This window comes from Alphaproteobacteria bacterium US3C007 (assembly GCA_034423775.1).
Classification (GTDB): Bacteria; Pseudomonadota; Alphaproteobacteria; order Rhodobacterales; family Rhodobacteraceae; genus Thalassovivens; species Thalassovivens spotae.
Genome location: CP139918.1, coordinates 1,984,471 through 2,005,611, shown reverse-complemented (window position 1 = coordinate 2,005,611; position 21,141 = coordinate 1,984,471). Strand labels below are relative to the sequence as shown.

The 21,141-nt window shown below is 52.2% G+C and carries 18 protein-coding genes; 7 read left to right on the top strand and 11 right to left on the bottom strand.

Annotated elements, in window-relative coordinates; all coding sequences use genetic code 11:
* Window positions 1-75 precede the first annotated feature (75 nt).
* The 7 genes from groL to UM181_09635 all read right to left on the bottom strand — a co-directional run bounded on the left by groL (window position 76) and on the right by UM181_09635 (window position 8,138).
* Window positions 76-1,731, bottom strand: a complete 1,656-nt coding sequence (gene groL / locus UM181_09665; protein ID WQC61602.1) for a chaperonin GroEL — start codon at window positions 1,729-1,731, stop codon at window positions 76-78.
* A 44-nt stretch (window positions 1,732-1,775) separates the two neighbouring features.
* A complete protein-coding gene (locus UM181_09660) occupies window positions 1,776-2,063 on the bottom strand; it encodes a co-chaperone GroES (protein ID WQC61601.1) in 288 nt (95 codons plus the stop codon).
* Window positions 2,064-2,255: 192 nt separating this feature from the next.
* The gene (locus UM181_09655; GenBank protein WQC61600.1) at window positions 2,256-4,280 is read right to left on the bottom strand and encodes a M3 family metallopeptidase; all 2,025 of its coding nucleotides are present in this window, start codon (window positions 4,278-4,280) and stop codon (window positions 2,256-2,258) included.
* A gap of 86 nt (window positions 4,281-4,366) precedes the next feature.
* Window positions 4,367-5,413: a HesA/MoeB/ThiF family protein gene (locus UM181_09650; GenBank protein WQC61599.1), complete on the bottom strand. Its 1,047-nt coding sequence runs from the start codon at window positions 5,411-5,413 to the stop codon at window positions 4,367-4,369.
* On the bottom strand, window positions 5,413-5,877 hold the full coding sequence (dut, locus tag UM181_09645; protein WQC61598.1) for a dUTP diphosphatase: 465 nt from the start codon (window positions 5,875-5,877) through the stop codon (window positions 5,413-5,415). The genes UM181_09650 and dut overlap by 1 nt, the downstream gene beginning before the upstream one ends.
* Window positions 5,870-7,084: a bifunctional phosphopantothenoylcysteine decarboxylase/phosphopantothenate--cysteine ligase CoaBC gene (gene coaBC / locus UM181_09640; protein ID WQC61597.1), complete on the bottom strand. Its 1,215-nt coding sequence runs from the start codon at window positions 7,082-7,084 to the stop codon at window positions 5,870-5,872. Before coaBC ends, dut begins: the two co-directional genes overlap by 8 nt.
* 178 nt (window positions 7,085-7,262) lie before the next feature.
* Window positions 7,263-8,138: an RNA polymerase factor sigma-32 gene (locus tag UM181_09635; GenBank protein ID WQC61596.1), complete on the bottom strand. Its 876-nt coding sequence runs from the start codon at window positions 8,136-8,138 to the stop codon at window positions 7,263-7,265.
* 102 nt (window positions 8,139-8,240) lie between these two features.
* Between UM181_09635 and cobU the strand changes: the two genes are divergently transcribed.
* The 3 genes from cobU to UM181_09620 all read left to right on the top strand — a co-directional run bounded on the left by cobU (window position 8,241) and on the right by UM181_09620 (window position 11,314).
* Window positions 8,241-8,762 (top strand): bifunctional adenosylcobinamide kinase/adenosylcobinamide-phosphate guanylyltransferase, encoded by a 522-nt coding sequence (gene cobU, locus UM181_09630; GenBank protein ID WQC61595.1) that lies wholly within the window; start codon window positions 8,241-8,243, stop codon window positions 8,760-8,762.
* Window positions 8,762-9,340 carry a histidine phosphatase family protein gene (locus UM181_09625; protein WQC61594.1) on the top strand — a complete coding sequence of 193 codons (579 nt, stop codon included), beginning with the start codon at window positions 8,762-8,764 and terminating at the stop codon, window positions 9,338-9,340. Before cobU ends, UM181_09625 begins: the two co-directional genes overlap by 1 nt.
* 441 nt (window positions 9,341-9,781) lie before the next feature.
* The gene (locus tag UM181_09620; protein WQC61593.1) at window positions 9,782-11,314 is read left to right on the top strand and encodes a YifB family Mg chelatase-like AAA ATPase; all 1,533 of its coding nucleotides are present in this window, start codon (window positions 9,782-9,784) and stop codon (window positions 11,312-11,314) included.
* 106 nt (window positions 11,315-11,420) lie between these two features.
* On the opposite strand, the gene gshB is transcribed toward UM181_09620, so the two are convergent.
* From gshB to rsmI, 3 genes are read right to left on the bottom strand one after another with little or no spacing between them, the layout of a single operon-like run.
* Window positions 11,421-12,356, bottom strand: coding sequence for a glutathione synthase (gshB, locus tag UM181_09615; GenBank protein ID WQC61592.1), 936 nt, complete (start codon window positions 12,354-12,356; stop codon window positions 11,421-11,423).
* Window positions 12,357-12,404: 48 nt separating this feature from the next.
* A complete protein-coding gene (locus UM181_09610; GenBank protein ID WQC61591.1) occupies window positions 12,405-12,806 on the bottom strand; it encodes a YraN family protein in 402 nt (133 codons plus the stop codon).
* The gene (gene rsmI, locus UM181_09605) at window positions 12,790-13,650 is read right to left on the bottom strand and encodes a 16S rRNA (cytidine(1402)-2'-O)-methyltransferase (protein ID WQC61590.1); all 861 of its coding nucleotides are present in this window, start codon (window positions 13,648-13,650) and stop codon (window positions 12,790-12,792) included. Before rsmI ends, UM181_09610 begins: the two co-directional genes overlap by 17 nt.
* Window positions 13,651-13,730: 80 nt before the next feature.
* Here rsmI and UM181_09600 point away from each other — a divergent pair, with 80 nt between their 5' ends.
* Genes UM181_09600 through murJ form a run of 3 tightly spaced genes read left to right on the top strand, consistent with a single transcriptional unit; the run spans window position 13,731 to window position 19,214 of the window.
* Window positions 13,731-14,903: a penicillin-binding protein activator gene (locus UM181_09600; protein ID WQC61589.1), complete on the top strand. Its 1,173-nt coding sequence runs from the start codon at window positions 13,731-13,733 to the stop codon at window positions 14,901-14,903.
* A gap of 7 nt (window positions 14,904-14,910) precedes the next feature.
* Window positions 14,911-17,676: a [protein-PII] uridylyltransferase gene (locus tag UM181_09595; GenBank protein WQC64730.1), complete on the top strand. Its 2,766-nt coding sequence runs from the start codon at window positions 14,911-14,913 to the stop codon at window positions 17,674-17,676.
* Entirely contained in the window at window positions 17,673-19,214 is a 1,542-nt protein-coding gene (murJ, locus tag UM181_09590; GenBank protein ID WQC61588.1) for a murein biosynthesis integral membrane protein MurJ, read from the top strand. Before UM181_09595 ends, murJ begins: the two co-directional genes overlap by 4 nt.
* Here murJ and UM181_09585 read toward each other — a convergent pair.
* Window positions 19,211-19,906, bottom strand: coding sequence for a rhomboid family intramembrane serine protease (locus UM181_09585; protein WQC61587.1), 696 nt, complete (start codon window positions 19,904-19,906; stop codon window positions 19,211-19,213). The genes murJ and UM181_09585 overlap by 4 nt on opposite strands.
* Window positions 19,907-19,981: 75 nt before the next feature.
* Here UM181_09585 and trpS point away from each other — a divergent pair, with 75 nt between their 5' ends.
* Window positions 19,982-21,022 (top strand): tryptophan--tRNA ligase, encoded by a 1,041-nt coding sequence (trpS, locus tag UM181_09580; GenBank protein WQC61586.1) that lies wholly within the window; start codon window positions 19,982-19,984, stop codon window positions 21,020-21,022.
* Window positions 21,023-21,141: the final 119 nt, after the last annotated feature.

Sequence of the window (21,141 nt, the reverse complement as noted above, 5' to 3'; positions counted from 1 at the left end):
CCCTAGCGCAAGTTGAGGCAAAAAAAAAGGCCCAGCTACACAGCTGGGCCCCAATCTTTTTTGCGGTTAAGCAGCTTACATCATGCCGCCCATGCCGCCCATGCCGCCCATATCGGGCATGCCGCCTGGAGCACCACCGGCGCCTTCTTTGGCCGGCTTATCTGCAACCATCGCTTCTGTTGTGATCAACAAACCGGCGATTGAAGCGGCATCTTCCAACGCCGTCCGCACAACTTTGGCAGGGTCGATAACGCCATAAGCGAACATATCACCATATTCTTCGGTTTGAGCGTTGAAGCCAAAGGCCGCATCGTCGCTTTCGCGGATTTTGCCAGCAACAACAGCACCGTCAACGCCTGCGTTTTCAGCGATCTGGCGCAAAGGCGCTTCGATTGCTTTGCGCACGATTGTGATACCCGCGTCTTGGTCAGAGTTTTCACCAGTCACACCAGCCAACGCATTAGCCGCTTGGACCAGCGCAACGCCGCCACCCACAACAACGCCTTCTTGAACCGCAGCGCGGGTCGCATTCAGCGCATCATCAACGCGATCTTTGCGCTCTTTCACTTCCACTTCGGTCATTCCACCAACGCGGATCACGGCAACACCGCCAGCCAATTTGGCAACGCGCTCTTGCAGCTTTTCACGATCGTAATCAGATGACGTTTCTTCGATCTGATTGCGGATCTGCGTCACGCGTGCTTCGATTTCAGCTTTCGCACCGGCACCGTCAACGACGGTTGTTTCGTCTTTGGTGATTTGAACCTTCTTGGCTGTGCCAAGCATGTCCATCGTTACTGATTCAAGCTTCATGCCCAGATCTTCGCTGATCACCTGACCGCCGGTCAAAATTGCAATATCCTGCAGCATCGCTTTGCGGCGATCACCAAATCCAGGAGCTTTAACAGCCGCAATTTTCAAGCCGCCGCGCAATTTATTCACAACCAAAGTTGCCAAGGCTTCGCCTTCAACATCTTCTGCAATGATCAATAGTGGTTTTTGAGATTGAATCACAGATTCAAGCAATGGCACCATTGGCTGCAAAGAAGACAGTTTCTTTTCGTGCAGCAAGATCATGCAATCTTCCAACTCAGATGTCATTTTATCTGCATTGGTCACAAAATAAGGTGACAGATATCCACGGTCGAATTGCATGCCTTCGACAACGTCGGTTTCTGTTTCCAAGCCTTTATTCTCTTCAACAGTGATCACACCTTCATTGCCAACTTTTTGCATCGCATCCGCGATTTGACGGCCGATTTCAGCTTCGCCATTGGCAGAGATTGTGCCAACCTGCGCCACTTCATCACTATCTTTAACTTCGCGAGACGCCGCTTGGATTGATTCAACTACTTTCGCTGTTGCGACATCAATGCCCCGCTTCAGATCCATGGGGTTCATGCCCGCAGCAACTGATTTCAGGCCTTCGCGAACGATCGCTTGCGCCAAAACTGTTGCGGTTGTTGTGCCGTCGCCGGCTTCATCATTGGTGCGGCTGGCCACTTCTTTGACCATTTGCGCGCCCATGTTTTCGAACTTATCTTCAAGTTCGATTTCTTTGGCAACTGACACACCGTCTTTGGTGATCCGTGGTGCACCAAAAGATTTATCCAGAACAACGTTCCGACCTTTTGGACCCAAAGTTACTTTTACAGCGTCAGCTAAAATATTTACGCCATTGAGCATGCGATTGCGTGCATCTGTGGCGAATTTGACGTCCTTAGCAGCCATGTGCTTTTCCTCGTCTTAATAAATTGAAATTAGGGGAGTGCGACTTAGGACAGAACGCCCAGAATATCGCTTTCTTTCATGATCAACAGCTCTTCGCCATCTACGGTGACTTCTGTACCTGACCATTTGCCAAACAAAATTTTGTCGCCATTGCTGACCGCCATTGCGATCAATTCGCCGCTGTCTTTGCGAGCACCCTCGCCGCAAGCGATTACAACGCCTTCAGCAGGCTTTTCTTTTGCACTGTCTGGAATGATCAATCCGCCAGAAGTTTTTTCATCGCCTTCAAGGCGACGGACCAGAACGCGGTCGTGAAGCGGTTTTAATGCCATCTCTTAGGCTCCTTACGCTCAAATTAAATTTGACCCTCATGGGCCATTAGCACTCACGTTGTGTGAGTGCCAACGGAGCTGATGTAAGGAGCGACCTCTTTAGAGTCAACCACGCCCACTAGAAATTTGCATCCAAATTCAGGTTTTTTTTAAATGCAGCGTCGAGCGCATTCGTTTTTTGACAAAACGCGTTCAAATAGAGGCTTGTGATACCAATCCGCGCCCCTTCAAAAGCGCTTCGACACCCGGCAAACGTCCCCGATAGGCCAGATAAAGAAGTTCGGGATCTTTCGAGCCACCCGCGGCTAGGATATTTTTTTCAAGCGATTGCGCCAAATTCCGATCAAACGGATCACCTTTTTCTTCGAACGCGGCAAATGCATCGGCATCCATCACTTCAGACCACATATAGCTGTAATAGGCGCTGGCATAATGCCCCCCTGAAAATACATGTGCGAATTGCGGTGTTGCATGGCGCATCCCAATCGCTTTGGGCATATCAATTTGGTCAAGAATATCTGCCTGCCGCCGCATGATGTCAGTTGGTATATCGCCGGTATGATAAAATAAATCGACCATTGCAGACGCCACATATTCAACGGTTTGGAACCCCATATCATAGGTGGCCGCGGCCAAAACTTTTTCAAGCAAGGCTGGCGGCATTGACGCGCCTGTTTCCGCATGTGTTGCAAATCGTGCCAAGACTTCGGGCACATCAAGCCAATGCTCATAAAGCTGGCTGGGCAATTCCACAAAATCACGGGGCACTGACGTGCCGGAAATCATCTCATAAGTTACGTCGGACAGCATCTGATGCAAAGCATGGCCAAATTCATGAAATAAAGTGCGCGCATCATCATAAGACAGCAACGCAGGATCGCTTTTGGCAAAATTGCACACGTTGATCACGATCGGCGTTTGTACTTTTGGAAATTTTGCCTGAGCGCGCATCGCGCTGCACCAGGCCCCCGAGCGTTTTGAGCCACGCGCAAAATAATCGCCAATGAATAGCGCCACATGCGTGCCATTGCGGCGCACCTCCCACGCGCGGCAATCCGAATGATAAAGCGGCGGGTTCACTTCTTCGAAGCTCAACCCGAACAAACGGTTCGCGCAGTCAAACGCGGCGGCGATCATCTGATCCAGTTGGAAATAGGGTTTTAATTGTGCCTCGTCCAAATCAAACTCTACAGCGCGGCGTTTTTCGGCATAATAGCGCCAATCCCATTTTTCCAAATCGTCATTTAAACCTTCTGCGCGCATCATCTCCTGCAAAACGCCTGCATCCTGTTCAGCGCGTGCCTTTGCCGGTTGCCAGACGCCTTTAAGCAATTTTGACACATTTTCCGGCGTCTTCGCCATTTCAGTCTCAAGTTTGAAAGACGCAAAATCAGGATAGCCCAAAAGCTCTGCCATCTCTTGGCGCAGCACAAGCATTTCTAAAGCCAAGGATCTGTTATCATGCGCGCCGGTATGCGCGCCGCGCGCGGCCCAGGCCTGATAAGCCTTTTTTCGCAAGTCGCGCTGCGCAGAGAATTGTAAAAACGGCACAATAATCGATCGCGACAAAGTCACAATTGGCGCCTCAACACCCCGCTCAACGCCCGCGGCCTTGGCCGCATCAATCAAAAATTCCGGCAGACCGTTTAAATCTTCCGGCCCCAATTCCAAATGCCAGCTGCGCTCATCGTGCAAAAGGTTTTGCGAAAACTCGGTGCCTATCACAGCCAAACGCGATTTGATTTCTTTCATACGCAACTCAGCCGTATCGCTCAACGCAGCGCCGGCGCGAATGAAATTGCGATGCGTCAGCATCAATACGCGCTGCTGTTCCTCTGAAAGATTCAATTCGGCGCGGCCGTTCCAAAGCCGATCAATCCGGCCGAACAGCGCCTTATTTGTATAAATTTCGGAACTATGCGCGGAGAGTTTGGGGGAAAACTCTCGCATCAATGCCTCGCGCGCGGCGTTGCTGTCTGCCCCAGAGAGGGTATAGAACACCGATAACACCTGATGTAACGCTTTGCCTGTGGCGGCCAATGCCTCAATGGTATTGGCAAAGCTGGGAATTTGCGGGTCATTCGCAATCTCTAAGGTTTCTGCGAGATCTTCTGCCAAAGCCGTTTCGAAGGCTGGCGCAAAATCAGCATCAGAAATTTCAGCGAAAGGCGCCAATCCAAAGGCGCCTGTCCAGTCACTTAAAAGAGGGTTGCTCATACTCATCTTTCCTTCAAAAAATCACCGCGGCATTGACCCCGCGCCGGACCAAATCCCCAAGGATGCACGCTCTATCGAGCAAGCATTTAACCACCGCATATCGGGCAGTCCGTGCGGGGCGTCATTTTTAGCTTTCTGGTCTCACCATAAAGCGCGTCATAAATCAGCATATGCCCCCGCAGCGCCGTGCCCGCTTCACTTAGAAGCTTCAGCGCCTCTGCGGCCATTATCGCCCCAACCACGCCAGGAAGCGGCGCGAAAACGCCAGCTTCTGCACAGCTGGGTGCCAGACCCGCGGCAGGGGCGGAGGGAAAAACACAGGCATAGCAGGGGCCAAAGGTTTTGGGGTCAAACACCGCAACTTGCCCCTCCCATTGGCTTAACGCCCCAGAAATCAGCGGCATTCCCAAAACCACAGCCGTTTCATTGGCCAAATAGCGGGTGTCAAAATTATCGCTGCCATCCAATAGCAGATCAAATTCGGTGCATAACTCGGCAGCAATATCCTTGGTGAAGCGGCGATGATAGGGGCGTATCTCGATATAGGGGTTTTGCGCCAGCATCATCGTTTGCGCCGAAAACACCTTTGGCGTGCCAATCGCGGCATCTTGGTGAATAACCTGTCGTTGCAAATTTGAATTTTCCACCAGATCATCATCAATCACGCCAATCGTTCCAACCCCAGACGCGGCCAAATATTGTAAAGCCGGTGCCCCCAGCCCGCCCGCTCCGATAACAAGAATTTTTGCTTGCTTAAAATTCTTTTGTCCAACACCGCCGATTTCGGGCAGCATGATGTGACGCGCATAGCGTTCTAACTCTGTGTCGTTAAACGTGTCCGTTTGGCCAGGCGTGTCCCCTCCCGCGGTCTGCGTGCGTTCCGCCCGCCCCCGCAGGGCCCGCAATCCCAGCCGATAGATTAAAATAAGACCTATAAACCCACCCAGCAACGCCAAGGGAGCGACAGAACCACCCGTCGCCAGAATTAAAGGGTGCTGAGCTGGCAAAACCAAATGGGCAAGTATTAAGGCCGCATAAAGCGTTGCAATCACGGAAAAGCGCACTCCAGGTGGTACTTTCAGGCGTGCGCCAAAAGCCCAAAACCCCAGCGCTAAAATGATCAACCAAAGCATCAGCTGCGTCCTGTAGATCCAAAGCCGCCCGCATTGCGGTCGCTGCCGGCCATCTCATCTACATGCACAAACTGCGCTTGAATGACGGGCGCCACAATCAGTTGTGCGATCCGGTCTCCGTGTGCAATCAGAAACGCTTGCGGTCCGCTATTGTACAAAATCACACCGATTTCTCCACGGTAATCGCTGTCAATCGTTCCCGGTGCGTTCAAAAGCGTAATCCCATGCTTTAACGCCAGACCGGATCTTGGCCGCAGCTGAATCTCAAAGCCTGACGGTATTGCAACGCGCAACCCAGTGGGCACCAGCAGGCGGTCGGCGGCCTTCAAAATCATCCCAGATGCGCGCAAATCAGGTGTTAAATTAGCACGTATATCTGCGCCGGCTGCGCCGTCAGTTTCATAACACGGCGCGCCAAGCGTTTGATCTGCGCCCTCAGACCATGTAAACTGGACCTCAACCATGCGCCGTTGACGCCTTCTCAACATGGTCAATGATCTTTTGCACCAAACGCTCCGCCACTTGTGCCTTGGACGCTCTGGGCCATTGATCCACCCCAGCCTGTTCAATGCACAAAATCGCGTTTTCGTCGCCGCCCATAATGCCGGTTTTGGCCGAAACGTCATTTGCTAAAAGCCAATCACAGCCCTTTCGCATGCGTTTTGCCTGCGCATTTTCCTCAAGTGCTTCGGTTTCAGCCGCAAAGCCGATTACCAAATCTGGGCGATTGTCGCGGCGTTGCGCCACCGAGGCCAAAATATCGGGGTTTTCCACAAAACTTAAGGTTGAAAGCCCACCCGCCTGTTTCTTGATCTTTTCGTCGCCGGGCAGTTCCACACGATAATCCGCCACGGCCGCCACAAAGATCGCGATCTTGCACGGTAGGGCTTTCTCAACGGCTTGCGCCATCTCTAAAGCCGTTTCAACGCGTGTTATCTGCGCGCCGAGGGGCGGGTCTGCTGCCGCGGGCCCCGAAATGAACATCACGTCAGCACCTTGATTGACCAACGCTTGTGCTATCGCGCTGCCCTGCCGACCAGAAGAGCGGTTCGCAATATAGCGCACGGGATCAATCGGCTCATGGGTTGGGCCTGACGTAACCAGAACCCGCTGGCCTGCCAGCGGACCGCGGGTAAAATGCATTTGCACAGCAGTCAAAATATCAACGGGCTCAGACATACGACCGGGGCCAAATTCACCACAGGCCATATCTCCAGCCTCGGGCCCGATAATTTTTACGCCATCAGCTTGAAGCTGGCGCAAATTGCGCTGTGTGGCAGAATGTTCCCACATCCGCACATTCATAGAGGGTGCAATCAATACAGGCGTATCCGTCGCCAAAAGCAGCGTAGAGGCAAGATCATCGGCCCGCCCCTGCGCCATTTTCGCCATCATATCGGCCGTGGCAGGTGCGACCAAAATAAGATCAGCGCTGCGCGATAATTCGATATGGCCCATTTCTGCTTCCGACGTCAAATCGAACAATTCAGAATGTACTGCTTCACCGGCCAGGGCGGCCACCGAAAGCGGCGTCACAAATTCTTGCGCCGAGCCTGTCAAAACAGGGGTCACGGCTGCGCCCGCCGCACGCAATTTGCGGATTAAATCCAGCGATTTATACGCGGCTATGCCGCCCGTGATGATTAACAAAATGCGCTTTGAGCTTAACATTCACGCTCCAGACCTGAGAGACCTATTTGTAAAAGGTCTCTTGCCAGTTCGCAAGGGACGCTCCTGAGATAAAAATCTACGCATGTTTTAAACACACAGCCTGAGATCCCGCCACCGTTCCACAGATCAAAATCTGGGCAAAGAAACCACTAGCCGGCGCTCGATAGGGACTTGCCGATCAAAAAAAGCTCACCACTTCTTGCGAGTTTTTTTCAAGGTATTTGCGCATTTTGGAAAAGGCCGCCGCCTCTAACTGCCGCACTCTTTCTTTTGACAGCCCCAGCTCTTTGCCCAAACTTTCCAGCGTGCGCGGTTCTTCTTGTAGCTTGCGCTCGCGCACGATGAACCGTTCGCGATCATTCAGGGCGTGCAGGGCTTGTAAAAGCCACCGCCGCAATTGATCAGTGTCGTGCTGGTCTTCAATCAAATCCTGCGTTTGCGCGCCTTCATCTTCGATCGTGTCAATCCATTCGCGGCCCTCATCCTCGCTGGATTGCGTGGCATTCAGCGAATAATCCGAGCCTGACAGGCGGCCATCCATCATCTCAACATCGTTGAGCGGCACGCCAACCTCGGTCGCAATAAGTTGGTGCAACTGATGGCGATCAAGCCGATCCCCGCGCTGCGACGCTTCGCGCTCTAGCTGCGCTTGAACGCGGCGCAAGTTGAAAAACAATGATTTTTGGCTGCTGGTCGAGCCGGTGCGCACCATCGACCAGTTGCGCATCACATAATCCTGCACGCTGGCTTTGATCCACCAAACGGCATAGGTCGAAAATCGCACGCCCCGATCCGGGTCAAATTTATCTGCAGCCTTCATAAGGCCTAAACCCGCTTCTTGAATAAGATCGTTCATCGGCGCACCGTACCGCTTAAACTTTGCCGCCATGGAAATCGCCAATCGCATATAAGCTGTGATCAACCGATGAAGCGCTTGCTCGTCTCGGTGATCTCTCCACGCGTAAGCTAATTTCAACTCAGTTTCTGCATCAAGCAATTCAGCCTTCATCGCACGACGTGAAAAAGACATATCGGGGCCAGCATCTAAAGCCATAAAACTTACCTTTCCGAGCGGAGGCGATCTAATGAGATCTCATATTGCGTTTACTGATAGTGTTACGCACGATAAGAACGTTTGGATCACTTTGGAAAATGAATGCAGCATCACATTACATTGGTTATCGGCGGGGCAGCGTCTGGCAAGTCGCTTTGGGCTGAAAATTATGCGCTTAGCGCGACCGAGCGGCCCCTTTATATCGCCACGGCTCAGGCATTTGATGCAGAGATGAACGAAAAAATTGCCATGCATCGCGCGCGCAGAACGGCGCGGTGGGATCTCAAAGAAGCGCCGCTAGATTTGGTGGGGGCGCTGTCAGGCCTAACGTCTGAAAGCTGCGCTTTGATCGATTGTCTGACCATGTGGCTCAGCAATCACCTTTTGGCAGATACGCCTTTAGAACCTTTGGGAGCAGACTTATTAAAGGCCCTTAGCATATGCCCAGCCCAGCTTGTGTTGGTAACCAATGAGGTAGGATATAGTGTAGTTCCAGAGAACGCTTTGGCGCGTAAATTCCGCACCGCGCAAGGGCAGTTGAACCAAAAGCTTGCCGCAGCGGCAAATAAGGTGGTCTTGGTCACCGCTGGCTTACCATTGGTTCTAAAAAACTCGGATCCGTGATGAGCCGATTGTTTCTGGTGCGCCACGGACCGACCCATGTCAAAGCGATGGTTGGGTGGACGGATGTCCAGGCAGACCTCACGGATGCCGCAGCGCTGGCGCGTTTGCGGGCGAGCCTGCCACAAAAGGCCTTGATGGTTTCGTCAGACCTGCGCCGCGCGATCGATACAGCCGATGCGCTACAAGTGCGGCAAACGCGCCTGCCGCATGCAATGGGTCTGCGCGAGATGCATTTTGGCGATTGGGAAATGAAAACCTTCAATGATGTGAATGCCACCGACCCGGATGGCATTTTTGCATTTTACGACACACCCGGCGATGCCGCCCCGCCCAAGGGCGAAAGTTGGAATATGTTCTCGGCGCGCGTCGATTCTGCCATCGATACGCTGCAGGCCAAATATCTCGGCAGCGATTTGATCATCGTTGCGCATTTTGGCGTGATATTGCGGCAATTTCAAAGGGCCAAAGCCATTTCTGCCTATCAGGCTTTTGCTCAAAAGATAGACAACCTATCGCTCACAGAAATTGAGATCACGGATCAGCGCTGGCGCGTTATCCGGGTGAATGCGCTTATTTAACCCTCTTTGCAATTTTAAACCCAGTTGCCATTGTTTTTTGCAAAGCGCCCAACCGATAGTTGTGTGACCAGGCATCTGCGGTCGCCCAGCGCGTTACGCTGACAGTCGCGTTTCACCACTCCACAAATGAATCGGCGCAACGCGTTTGGCAAGCTAAGCACCAGATAATGATTCTGCATAGCCAGAACAAATCAAAATTCACACGCTACCGGTGCAACGTTGGATAAAATATTTGGCCCGTGTTCAACGGTTTGATCCAACCCAGCTTGCGGCCGTTTCTTCAGCGCGTTGCCACAGGGCCGCCCTAGGAAAGGGCAAGGCTGAGCTCACAAGCATAATTGTAAATCGTAAAGAGCCTTGCGGAGAAATGGTCCAAGCCCATTTTAAGGGTTTGATAAGGTTTATCAAACACCATGGCCGCTTATAAGGGATCTGTAAGCGATGATTGCGCGGGTTGTTACGGTTGCGTTTTGTGGGCTGGATGTCCGCTCGGTTGAGGTGGAATGTGCTGTGGCCGCAGGGCTTCCGGGCTTAACCATCATTGGACTGGCCGATAAGGCCGTCAGCGAAGCGCGCGAGCGTGTAAGATCTGCGCTGCACAGTTTATCTTTGGCCTTGCCGCCTAAGCGGATTACCATCAGTCTTACGCCAGCCGACTTGCCCAAAGAGGGTGCACATTTCGATCTTGCAATCGCGCTGGCCATGCTTAGCGCGATCGAGGCAATTCCCGGTGATTGCTTGCAAGAAACTTTAGCCATTGGCGCTTTATCTTTGGATGGCAGATTGAACGCCGTGACCGGCGCGCTGCCCGCCGCGCTTCACGCAGCCGAACTTGGGTTATCGCTTTTATGCCCGCAAGCCTGCGGAGCTGAAGCGGCATGGGTGGAAACAACGCGCGTCATATCAGCGGATACATTGGGCCGTTTGATACAACATTTAAACGGTCAAGCCGTTATATCCCCTGCGGCCCCTGGTTTGGTTTTTCTACAAAACCCCAACAAGGATCTTGCGGATATCAAAGGCCAAGAGCGCGCAAAACGCGCCTTGGAAATCGCTGCAGCGGGGCGTCATCATACGTTTCTTGTTGGAACACCCGGTTCGGGAAAATCAATGCTTGCAGCCCGGCTGAAAGCCCTTTTGCCCGAGCTAAACGCCAAGGAAGCGCTGGAAACTGCGATGATACACTCGGTCAGCGGCTTGCTGGAAGAAGGGGGTATTTCACGCTCTCCACCGTTTTACGCACCCCATCATACGGCGTCTAAAGTGGCGCTGGTTGGGGGCGGGCGCAAAGCCCAACCTGGCGAGATTTCGCTCGCCCATAACGGTGTATTATTTTTGGATGAACTGCCCGAATTCTCACGCGAAGCGCTTGAAACCTTGCGCCAGCCGCTTGAAACGGGGGAAATTTGGATTGCCCGCGCCAGCGCACATATTCGCTATCCGTGCCGGTTTTTATTGATCGCCGCAGCCAATCCCTGCAAATGCGGGTATCTGTATCAAGCAGAGCGTGCCTGTAACAAGGCCCCCCATTGCGGCGCACATTATTTTCAACGCTTATCCGGGCCGCTTTTGGATCGCTTCGATCTTTGCGTACATGTAGAAGCCACCTCTTTCACCTCTTTGCAAAATCATGAGCTTGGTGAAACGACCGGTGATATTGCGGCGCGCGTACGGGCCGCACGGCGCTGCCAGAGCCTTCGGTTTTCCGCCCATGACGGGATCCACAGCAACGCAGATGCACATGGCAAACTGCTCACCCAAACATGCGCTCTTGCAACTGAAACAATCAGCTGGCTGCACAAAGCCTTGGATCATTTTCAACTTTCGCCGCGCGGCTATCATCGTATGCTGCGGGTTGCGCGCACCATCGCCGACCTAGAGGGCAGCGACACAATCGAAAAACCACATCTAAGCGAAGCGCTGAGTTTTCGCCCCTTCCCAGCCTCTGGAGAGACGGCCAAGCAAGCAGGCTGACCCAGCTTGGCGGCTAGGAGCTCATCAACTGCGTCGCCCAAAACCCCCAAAGGGCACCTCATACGCCACTTCAAACACGCTCTTCTTTAGCAACTCGGCTAGGGCGTCACACTAGTTTTTGTTCAATCGCCTGCCAAATATTTGCGGCAATATTAACGCCATCAAAGCGCTCAAGCTCTTGAATCCCTGTAGGTGACGTCACATTAATTTCGGTTAAATACTGCCCGATCACATCGATGCCCACAAAGACCTGGCCTTTTTCGCGCAAAAGCGGACCAATACGCGCGCAGATTTCTAAATCGCGCGGCGTAAGCTTAATCTTCTCAGGCCGCCCGCCTACATGCATATTAGAACGCGTTTCGCCCTTAGCAGGCACCCTGTTAATCGCGCCCACTGGCTCTCCATCCACCAAAATCACCCGTTTATCCCCTTTACTCACATCTGGCAGAAACTTCTGCACGATCAGCGGTTCGCGCGAGAAGCCGCTGAACAATTCATGCAAAGATGTCAGATTGCGATCATCTTCTTTGAGCAAAAAAACGCCTGCGCCGCCATTGCCGTAAAGCGGCTTTAAAATAACATCGCCATGGGCTTGGCGAAACGCTTTCAAGATTTTCAAATCGCGGGCAATCGCTGTTGGCGGCGTTAAATCCGGAAAATCAAGCACCAACAGTTTTTCGGGATAATTGCGCACCCAAAACGGATCATTCACAACCAGCGTTTGATCTTTTAACCGATCCAATAAATGCGTTGTCGTAATATAATGCATATCAAATGGCGGATCCTGGCGCAGCCAAACCACATCAAATTTGGCCAGCTCGACCTCTTCTTCTGGCCCAAAATCCACATGCCCACCCGCAACCCGCTGTACCGTCATGGGATATCCGCGCGCAGTTATTTTCCCGTTTTGATAGGCCAGCGTGTCAGGCGGGTAATAAAATAAGCTATGCCCTCGTGCTTGCGCCTCTTCGGCCAGACGAAACGTGCTGTCTGCTTCAATATTAACCGCCTCAATAGGATCCATCTGAAATGCGATTTTCACGGCGCGCTCCTGCGATATGTTTTCAGCTTTGATTACAACTTGAGCCAGCTAAATAAAACCCATCTCTGATGGTTCTTGAAAATCCTCTGAAAAAAATACGTTTTCTACAATTAAAATGGCGCCGAAACGATCGATCAAAGCCAGATCAAAGCGCATCGCCATGCAGGGCGCAGATCGCACCTGCCCCATAAACACCTGCGCAGCAGCAATAATGCGGCGTCTTTGAAACGCTGTTAACAGCTGCGCAGCTCTTTCATGATTTTGCGATTTCTTGACCTCAACAAAAACCCAACAGACCGAGGTTTTGAAAATCAGATCTATTTCGCCGGCCAAAGATCTCCACCGCTGCGCCTCCAAGTGATATCCGCCAGCTCTATATGCTTTTGCTATTTTGTTTTCAGCGGCTAAGCCTGAATAATAAGCCTTGTTTCCTTTAAGGTTTCTGCTCAATGTTCAAAGCCATCTGATAAATTTTGCGTTTCGCCACGCCATGCGCCTGCGCCACAAACTCAGCCGCGTCTCGCACCGACATTGATTGCAATGCTATTTTCAACTGCGCTTCTATATCACTTTCATTAACAGGAGATGACTGCGCCCGGTCAATGATCACGACAATCTCGCCTTTGACAGGCCCAGTTTGCGCCTTGGCCAACAACTCTGCCAATGTTCCGCGGCGGATATCTTCAAACTTTTTGGTTAATTCGCGGCAATACGCAGCCTGCCTATTTTCGCCATAAACCGCGCAGGCATCCTGCAAAAATGGCACAAGACGTTTAGGAGATTCGTAAAACACCAAAGTTGCTGGCACGTTTAACAAATTCCTCAAAGCCGCAAGCCGCGCAGATCTTGCGTTGGGAACAAAGCCTTCAAACAAAAAGCGATCGGTGGGCAAACCGGCCAGCGTCAGCGCGGTTATCACCGCGGATGGCCCGGGCGCTGTGGTGACCAAAACACCAGCCTCAGCGGCCGTTTTACTTAGGTCAAAGCCCGGATCAGCAATAAGCGGCGTTCCCGCCTCCGACGCATAGGCAACAGACCGGCCTTCTAGTAAATATTGCATTAATTTAGGCCGCATGCGCGCGCCATTGTGATCATGATAGGCCAATATCGGGCGCTCATTCAAAGCCACGCCGTGAATATCCATTAATTTTCGCAGGCTTCGGGTATCTTCAGCCGCTAAAATATCAACATTTGTTAGAATATCGAGCGCACGCAAAGTGATGTCGCGCGCGGTCCCGATCGGGGTGGCCACAAAATAAAGCCCTGGTGCCAAATGGATGTTGCGCTTACTCACGGCTTTGCCCTTATCATTCTTAGCTTTCTTGTCGCACCGGCGAAAGAGCTGTGCTAAACCCCTGTTAAAGGAGCGTATGTATGAGAGTATCTATTTCATTTCGTCATAAAGGTCTACGCGCGCTGGCCGGGATCTTGCTGGCAGCTTTTATAAGCGCCTGCGCGCCTGACACATCAACGATTGACACCGCTCCCAGGCTGGCTCCCCAAGAGCCCATTCCAATCGCATTGTTGGTTCCGACATCTTCGCAAAACGCCGCCGAGATCGCCGGAAGTTTAGAGCAAGCCGCGCGAATGGCGGTTTCTGATTTGGAACCGGTCAAAATTGACCTGCGCGTTTATGACACTGCAGGGCGCAGTGATATCGCCGCGCAACAGGCCCAAACCGCGGTTGATCAGGGTGCAAAAATTATCATTGGGCCGCTTTTTGCTGAAGCCGCAAACGCCGCGGGCCTGGCTGTCGCGGATGAAGGTGTGAATGTTTTAAGCTTTTCAAACAGCAGCGCCATCGCCGGTGGCAACGTCTTCGTGCTTGGAAAGACCTTTGACAATACGGCTGAAAGGGTGGTCGGTTATCTTGCACGATCAGGAAAACAACGCGCTGTGATTGTTTACCCGGATAATCTGGAAGGGGAAGCAGGGCGCAGCGCTTTGGAAAAGGCCGCCCAATATTCCAGCTTAAAAATCGCGCATAGTCAGGCGTTTGAGTTCTCGCAAGAGGGGGTTGTTGCCGCGATTCCGCTCATTCGCGCCGCTGTCGAGATTGAAGAGGCCGATACTATTTTATTAACCTCAACAACGGCCGGCGCTTTGGGGCTGTTGGTGCAATTGCTGCCCGAAGCTGGGATTGATCCCGCCAAAGTGCAATATGCAGGCCTTGCACGCTGGGATGTGCCGGCGCAAACTCTGGCGCTCTCAGGCGTGCAGGGGGGGCTGTTCGCTTTGCCCGATTACGCGCGCGCTCAAAGTTTTTCAACGCGCTATGAAGCGACATTTTCCAGTAAACCACACCAGCTTGCGGGCCTGGCATATGATGGCGTCGCCGCAATTGGCGCATTGGTCGCCCGTGGCACCAACAACGCGTTAGGCGCAGCAGCCTTAACCCAAACAGCCGGCTTTGAAGGCGTCGATGGTATTTTCAGACTTAGGAAAGACGGCACCAACGAGCGTGGTCTGGCTATCGCAACGATCCAAGACAAACAGGTGGTAATTCTTGACCCAGCGCCCGCAGCATTCGAGTTCTTCAGCTTCTAATCTGTCGATGCTTCACTTCGACAGGCCCGATCTACCAATGATTTCGCCAGCTGAAATGATTTTCGACTCTGAAACTATGGTTGCCTTTATCAAAGCCAACCTAGTCACGTTGTCAGACAGTAAAGACATAAGGGCGGGCTTGGCGACAGAGCTGAAAGCGCGTCAAATTGCGGGTATGGAACATATTGCCCATGCTTTTTCTAAAAGCCCGTTCAGCGCGCATGAGGTGACCAGATCTTACACTTACCTGACCGATTGTATTGTTAAAACAACCTGGTTTGTCGCCTCAACCTTCGTGCATCCCCTCGCCAATCCCACCGAAAGCGAGCGACTTTCTGTTGTTGCGGTCGGGGGGTATGGCCGCGGCGAAATGGCTCCGTTTTCCGATGTTGATTTGCTTTTTTTAACCCCGTATAAAATCACGCCTTGGGCCGAAAGTCTGATTGAAACGATGCTCTATATCCTTTGGGATCTTAAGCTGAAAGTGGGGCATTCATCACGCACTGTAAAAGATTGTCTGCGCTTGGGCGCGAATGATTATACGATTCGCACCGCCATGCTGGAACAGCGCAACCTCTGCGGTGATCAAAGCCTTGCCGACGCACTATCCGCCAAGCTTTGGAGTGATTTATTCTCGGGCAGCGAAAAAGAGTTCATTGAGGCGAAATTGCAAGAACGCGAAGCCCGGCATGAAAAGCAAGGCGGCCAGCGCTATATGGTCGAGCCGAATGTCAAAGAGGGAAAAGGCGGCCTGCGCGACCTGCAATCGCTGTTTTGGATTACCAAATATGTATATCGATCCACCTCAACGGCCGATCTGGTCTCGTTAAACGTTATCACGCCGGAAGAACATCAAATTTTCGTCAAGGCAGAGGCTTTTTTATGGGCAGTGCGCAGCCATTTGCATCTTATAAGCGGGCGCGCGGTTGAAACTTTATCCTTCGATATGCAAATCGAACTGGCTGATCGCATGGGTTATCATGACCGCGCGGGCCGGCCAGCGGTTGAAATTTTCATGCAAGATTATTTCCGTCAAGCAACCAGCGTTGGGGATTTAACGCGTATTTTCTTAACGGCGCTCGAGGCAAGCCATGTCAAAAGCGAGCCACTTTTAGAACGGATTTTTCGCAAACGCCCCACTGTGAAATCCGATTATATGGTGCTGCATAACAGGCTGAGTATCTCCGCGCCTGAAAATTTTCTGAGCGATCCGCTTAATCTGTTGCGGTTATTCGAAGAAGCGCTGCGGACTGGCCTGCTGATACATCCAGATGCGATGCGGTTAATCTCAGCCAATCTGCATTTATTTGACGAAACCCTGCGTCAAACCCCCGAAGCACAACGGATTTTTCTGGATCTGCTCTTAAAACATGGCAATCCAGAACGTGCCCTGAGACGGATGAATGAATTGGGGGCCTTGTCAGCCTTCATCCCCGAATTTGAGCCCATCGTCGCGATGATGCAATTCAATATGTACCACAGCTACACGGTGGATGAGCATACGATCCAATGTATCCGGAACCTTGCCCAGATAGAGCGCGGCGAATTGATCGAAGAATTGCCCATTGCCAGTTCTATTTTGAAAGAGGGTCTGAACCGGAAGGTGATTTACGTTGCCCTTCTGCTGCATGATATCGGCAAAGGCCGCAATGAAGATCATTCGGTGATTGGAGCGCAAATTGCGCGCAAAGTGGCTCCGCGGCTTGGCTTGAACAAAGCTGATGTGGAAACCGTAGAATGGCTTGTGAGATACCATTTATTGATGTCTGATTTGGCGCAAAAACGCGATATTGCTGATCCTCGAACGGTGCGCGACTTTGTCAAAGCCGTGCAAACCCTCAAGCGCTTGGATCTGCTAACCGTGTTGACCGTCTGCGATATTCGCGCTGTTGGTCCCAACACTTGGAACAATTGGAAAGCGGTTTTGATCCGGGCACTCTATCGGCAGACCCGCCGCGCGTTAGAGAATGGCCAAGACGCTTTGAACCGCGAATCGCGTGGCAGCGAGGGTAAGAAAAACCTACGTCTGCATTTAGAAGATTGGGATGCCAAAGACCTTAAAACCGAAGTTGCGCGCCATTATCCCCCCTATTGGCAGGGATTACATGTCACCGCGCATGTGGTGTTTGCCGGTTTGCTCCGCGATTTAAAAGAGGATGAAATTGCCATCGACTTCTATGCAGATGGAGACCGCGCAGCAACCCGCGTGTGTTTTGCCTGCGTCGACCATCCCGGCATTTTTTCCAGCTTGGCGGGCGCTCTGGCACTGGTGCGGGCCAATGTCGTTGATGCGCGCAGCTATACCACCAAAGATGGGTTTGCGACGGCAGCGTTTTGGATTCAAGACGCGGCGGGAAACCCTTATGAGCCCGAAAAGTTCAACCGTTTGAAACAAATGATCAATAAGACATTGATGGGCAAAGTGGTGGCGCGAGTTGCGATTCAGGATAAAGACAAATTCAAAAAACGCGAAAAAGCCTTTAAAGTTCCGACCTCTATCAGCTTTGATAATGACGGCTCCGAAATTTACACGATCATCGAAGTCGACACGCGGGATCGTCCGGGCCTGTTGTTTGATCTGACACGCACTTTGGCCAATACCAACGTCTATATCGCATCAGCAGTCATCGCCACTTATGGCGAACAAGTTGTTGATAGTTTTTATGTAAAAGACATGTTTGGTCTGAAATTTTACAACCAATCCAAGCAAAAAATGCTGGAACGCAAGCTACGCGAAGCAATCGAGCTGGGCGTTGAGCGCGCTTCAACATGAGTGGGCCGCGACTGCTCAAAGGCATTATGACAGTCGGTTTTTGGACTTTGCTCAGCCGCGTGCTGGGCATGGCCCGCGAGGTCTTGCTCTATATGATGATTGGCGCAGGGCCGGTGTTGGACGCGTTTGTGGTAGCATTTCGTTTGCCCAATATGTTTCGGCGGTTCTTTGCAGAAGGCGCTTTTAACGCCGCTTTTGTGCCTCTGTTTTCAAAGCGCCTTGAGGCCCAAGACAACCCGATCGGATTTGCCAGCCAGGCGATGGGCGGGCTTGCCTTTGCGCTGGCGCTTTTGACAGCGCTGGCGCTGGTGTTCATGCCAGCGCTTGTCTGGCTTACCGCGCAGGGGTTCGTGGGCGATGCCCGCTTTGATATGGCAGTTGAATATGGCCGCGTGATGTTTCCTTATATCTTTCTTATCTCGCTCAGCGCTCTGCTGTCTGGTGCGCTGAATGCCCAAGGGCGCTTCGCTATGGCCGCCGCCGCGCCTGTCTTCTTAAATATCATCATTATTTGCGCGCTTTGTCTGGGATGGGTGATGAACCATGCGGTCATCTATTATCTGATTTGGGCGGTTCCAATTGCGGGGATTGTGCAATTGACCGCGCTATGGCGGGCGGCGCAGGCCGCCGGGCTTCCGATTCGGTTGGGACGGCCCAGCTTTAGCCCCGAAATGCGACAGCTGGTGCGGATTGCGGTACCCGCAGCCTTGGCCAATGGCGTGCTGCAAATCAATTTATTGGTCGGACAATTGGTCGCCAGTCAACATCCCGGCGCCGTCAGTTGGCTTTATGGGGCTGACCGCCTGTATCAGTTGCCCCTGGGCGTGGTTGGAATTGCTGTGGGCATTGTGCTCTTACCCGAATTGTCACGACGCTTGCAGGCAAATGATCAAGCAGGGGCAAAACAAGCCTTTTCAAGCGCAACCGAAATCACATTAGCGCTGAGTTTACCGGCCGCAATGGCGCTCTGCGTGGTGCCCTATCCTTTCGTCTCTGCGCTTTTTGAACATGGCGCAACCTCCCGCCTTGACGCGCAAGCGATGGCACTTGCGACCGCTATCTACGGATTGGGCTTGCCCGCTTTTGTGCTGCAAAAGCTCCTGCAACCATTGTATTTTGCGCGCGAAGATACGCGCAGGCCTTTTCGATTTGCGCTTGTAGGCATGGCGATCAATGCCGCCTTAGCCATCGGTCTTATGCCATTTATTGGCTGGGTGGCCGCGGCCATTGCCACCAGTCTTTCGGCTTGGGCAATGGTCGGGCTGCTGTTTTGGGGCGCGCGCGGCTTTGACAATATTTTAAAACCGGAGGCCGGTTTGAAAAACCGCTTGCTGCGCATGTGCATTGCCAGCCTTTTCTTAGGGGCTGCTCTTTACGGCATACAATTTTTTATCAGCCCCGCTGTCACCAGCGTTTCCGGGCGAATTTTCTATGCGCTCTTCTTGGTAATCGCGGGCGCGGGATTATATCTTTGGCTGGGTGAAAGATTAAAGGCCTTCTCGCTGCAAGAGATAAAGGCCAGTTTTAAAAAGCCTTAATCACGGCGCAGCGCTTGCATTAGACGCGCAAGCCCACCCGGAAGCAATAAAACAGATAGGGTGAAGCCGCCTAAAAATCCGGCCAAATCGGCGATCCACAATAATCTGCCGCTCAAGAATATTCCAAAGACAAGCTGGATCCCGATCAGCATCGCAATCATGTTAAACGCTTTGCCTGCCGGCGCCTGCTGCGCCTTTAATGACACCCAAAGCAGAAAAGTATAGGCCCCGATTAACCCATAAATCCCTGGAAAAGCCCCAAATAACCAGCCTGCCTCTGGCGCAATCAGGCAGTAAACCAACGCGCCCAGCGCCGCTGACACAAAAAAGAACATTAATACGGCAGGGGCGGAAAACACGCTGCCAACCATTTTGCCCATCGCCAAAAACAGCGCACAAGCGATCGCTGCCTGCATAAAAGACGCATGCAAGAAGGAAAACGTAACAAAGCGCACCAAATGTTCCGCGCCGTAATCCTGAGTTTCGCGCATCCATGACACAAGATTTGTGTTCATTCCATAGCGCTCAATCGCAAAAAACCGCCAAGAGGCGTCAAACCCTTCACCCAAAACCCCAATCGATGCCAAGGCAAATAGGGCCTCTACCCCCGCAATCATCAAAAAAAGCGCCATGACGACGGGCGGCATCGGGTTCAACGCCGCAGCTTTGGGTGTTTCCGGATTGAAAGACATCGCACTCCCTTTGCTTGACGGGCCTTGAAGCTGCAGTTAATCGACACGCAGTAGATTGCCCTTTGGAGAACACTTATGTCGGATGCCGCTCAAACACCATCCCCAAGCCCATTTGAAAAGCGCGTTTTTTCAGGTGTTCAGCCATCGGGCGGGTTAACGCTTGGCAATTATTTGGGCGCCGTAAAGCGGTTTGTGCATATGCAAAGCCCCAACCATGAATCCTTATATTGCATGGTGGATCTACACGCGGTGACCGTCTGGCAAGATCCGGCCAACTTGCGCAAAAACACCCGTGAATTGGCGGCGTTTTTTATTGCTGCCGGATTAAAACCGGAGCAGTCAATTTTATTTAATCAATCCGCAGTTCCCGAACATGCTCAATTGGGGTGGATTTTCAATTGTATCGCCCGCATGGGGTGGATGAAGCGGATGACCCAATTCAAAGACAAAGCTGGAAAAAATGCAGAGAATGCATCGCTTGGCTTATTTGGATATCCCGCATTGATGGCCGCAGATATTTTACTCTATCACGCAACCCATGTGCCCGTGGGCGATGATCAAAAGCAACATCTTGAATTAACAAGAGATATTGCAACCAAGTTCAACCATGATTTCGGGGTGGATTTTTTTCCAATTACCGAGCCGGTGATCGGGGGGCCTGCGGCCCGCGTGATGAGCTTACGCGACGGATCAAAAAAAATGTCAAAATCAGACCCTTCTGACCTGAGCCGCATAAATATGAGCGATGATGCAGACAGCATTGCCCAGAAATTCCGCAAAGCCAAAACCGACCCCGATGCCCTACCTTCCGAAGAAGCCGGATTGGAAAATCGCCCCGAAGCGCGCAATTTGGTGGCGATCTATGCCGCTTTGGAAGATCAATCCGTTGACGCGGTTCTAAATGACATTGGCGGCAGACAATTTTCCGAGTTCAAACCAATGCTGATTGACCGCGCGGTCGCCACGCTTTCACCAATTTCGGCTGAAATGAACCGGTTGATGCAGGAACCGGACGAGATCGACCGTGTATTGGCCAATGGGGCCGAGCGGGCTCGAAAAATTGCTCAGCCCATATTGAACCAAACTTATGATATTATGGGGTTGCTGCGCAGTTAAGCCCTGCTGCCTGCGCTCACAAAGCAAGCAATCCCATAAACTTCCCAGTCTTACTAACGCCGCGCGAATAGGGTTCGGCAGGCTCTTGCATGCGAACCCGTCTTTTGTCAGGGTGCCAT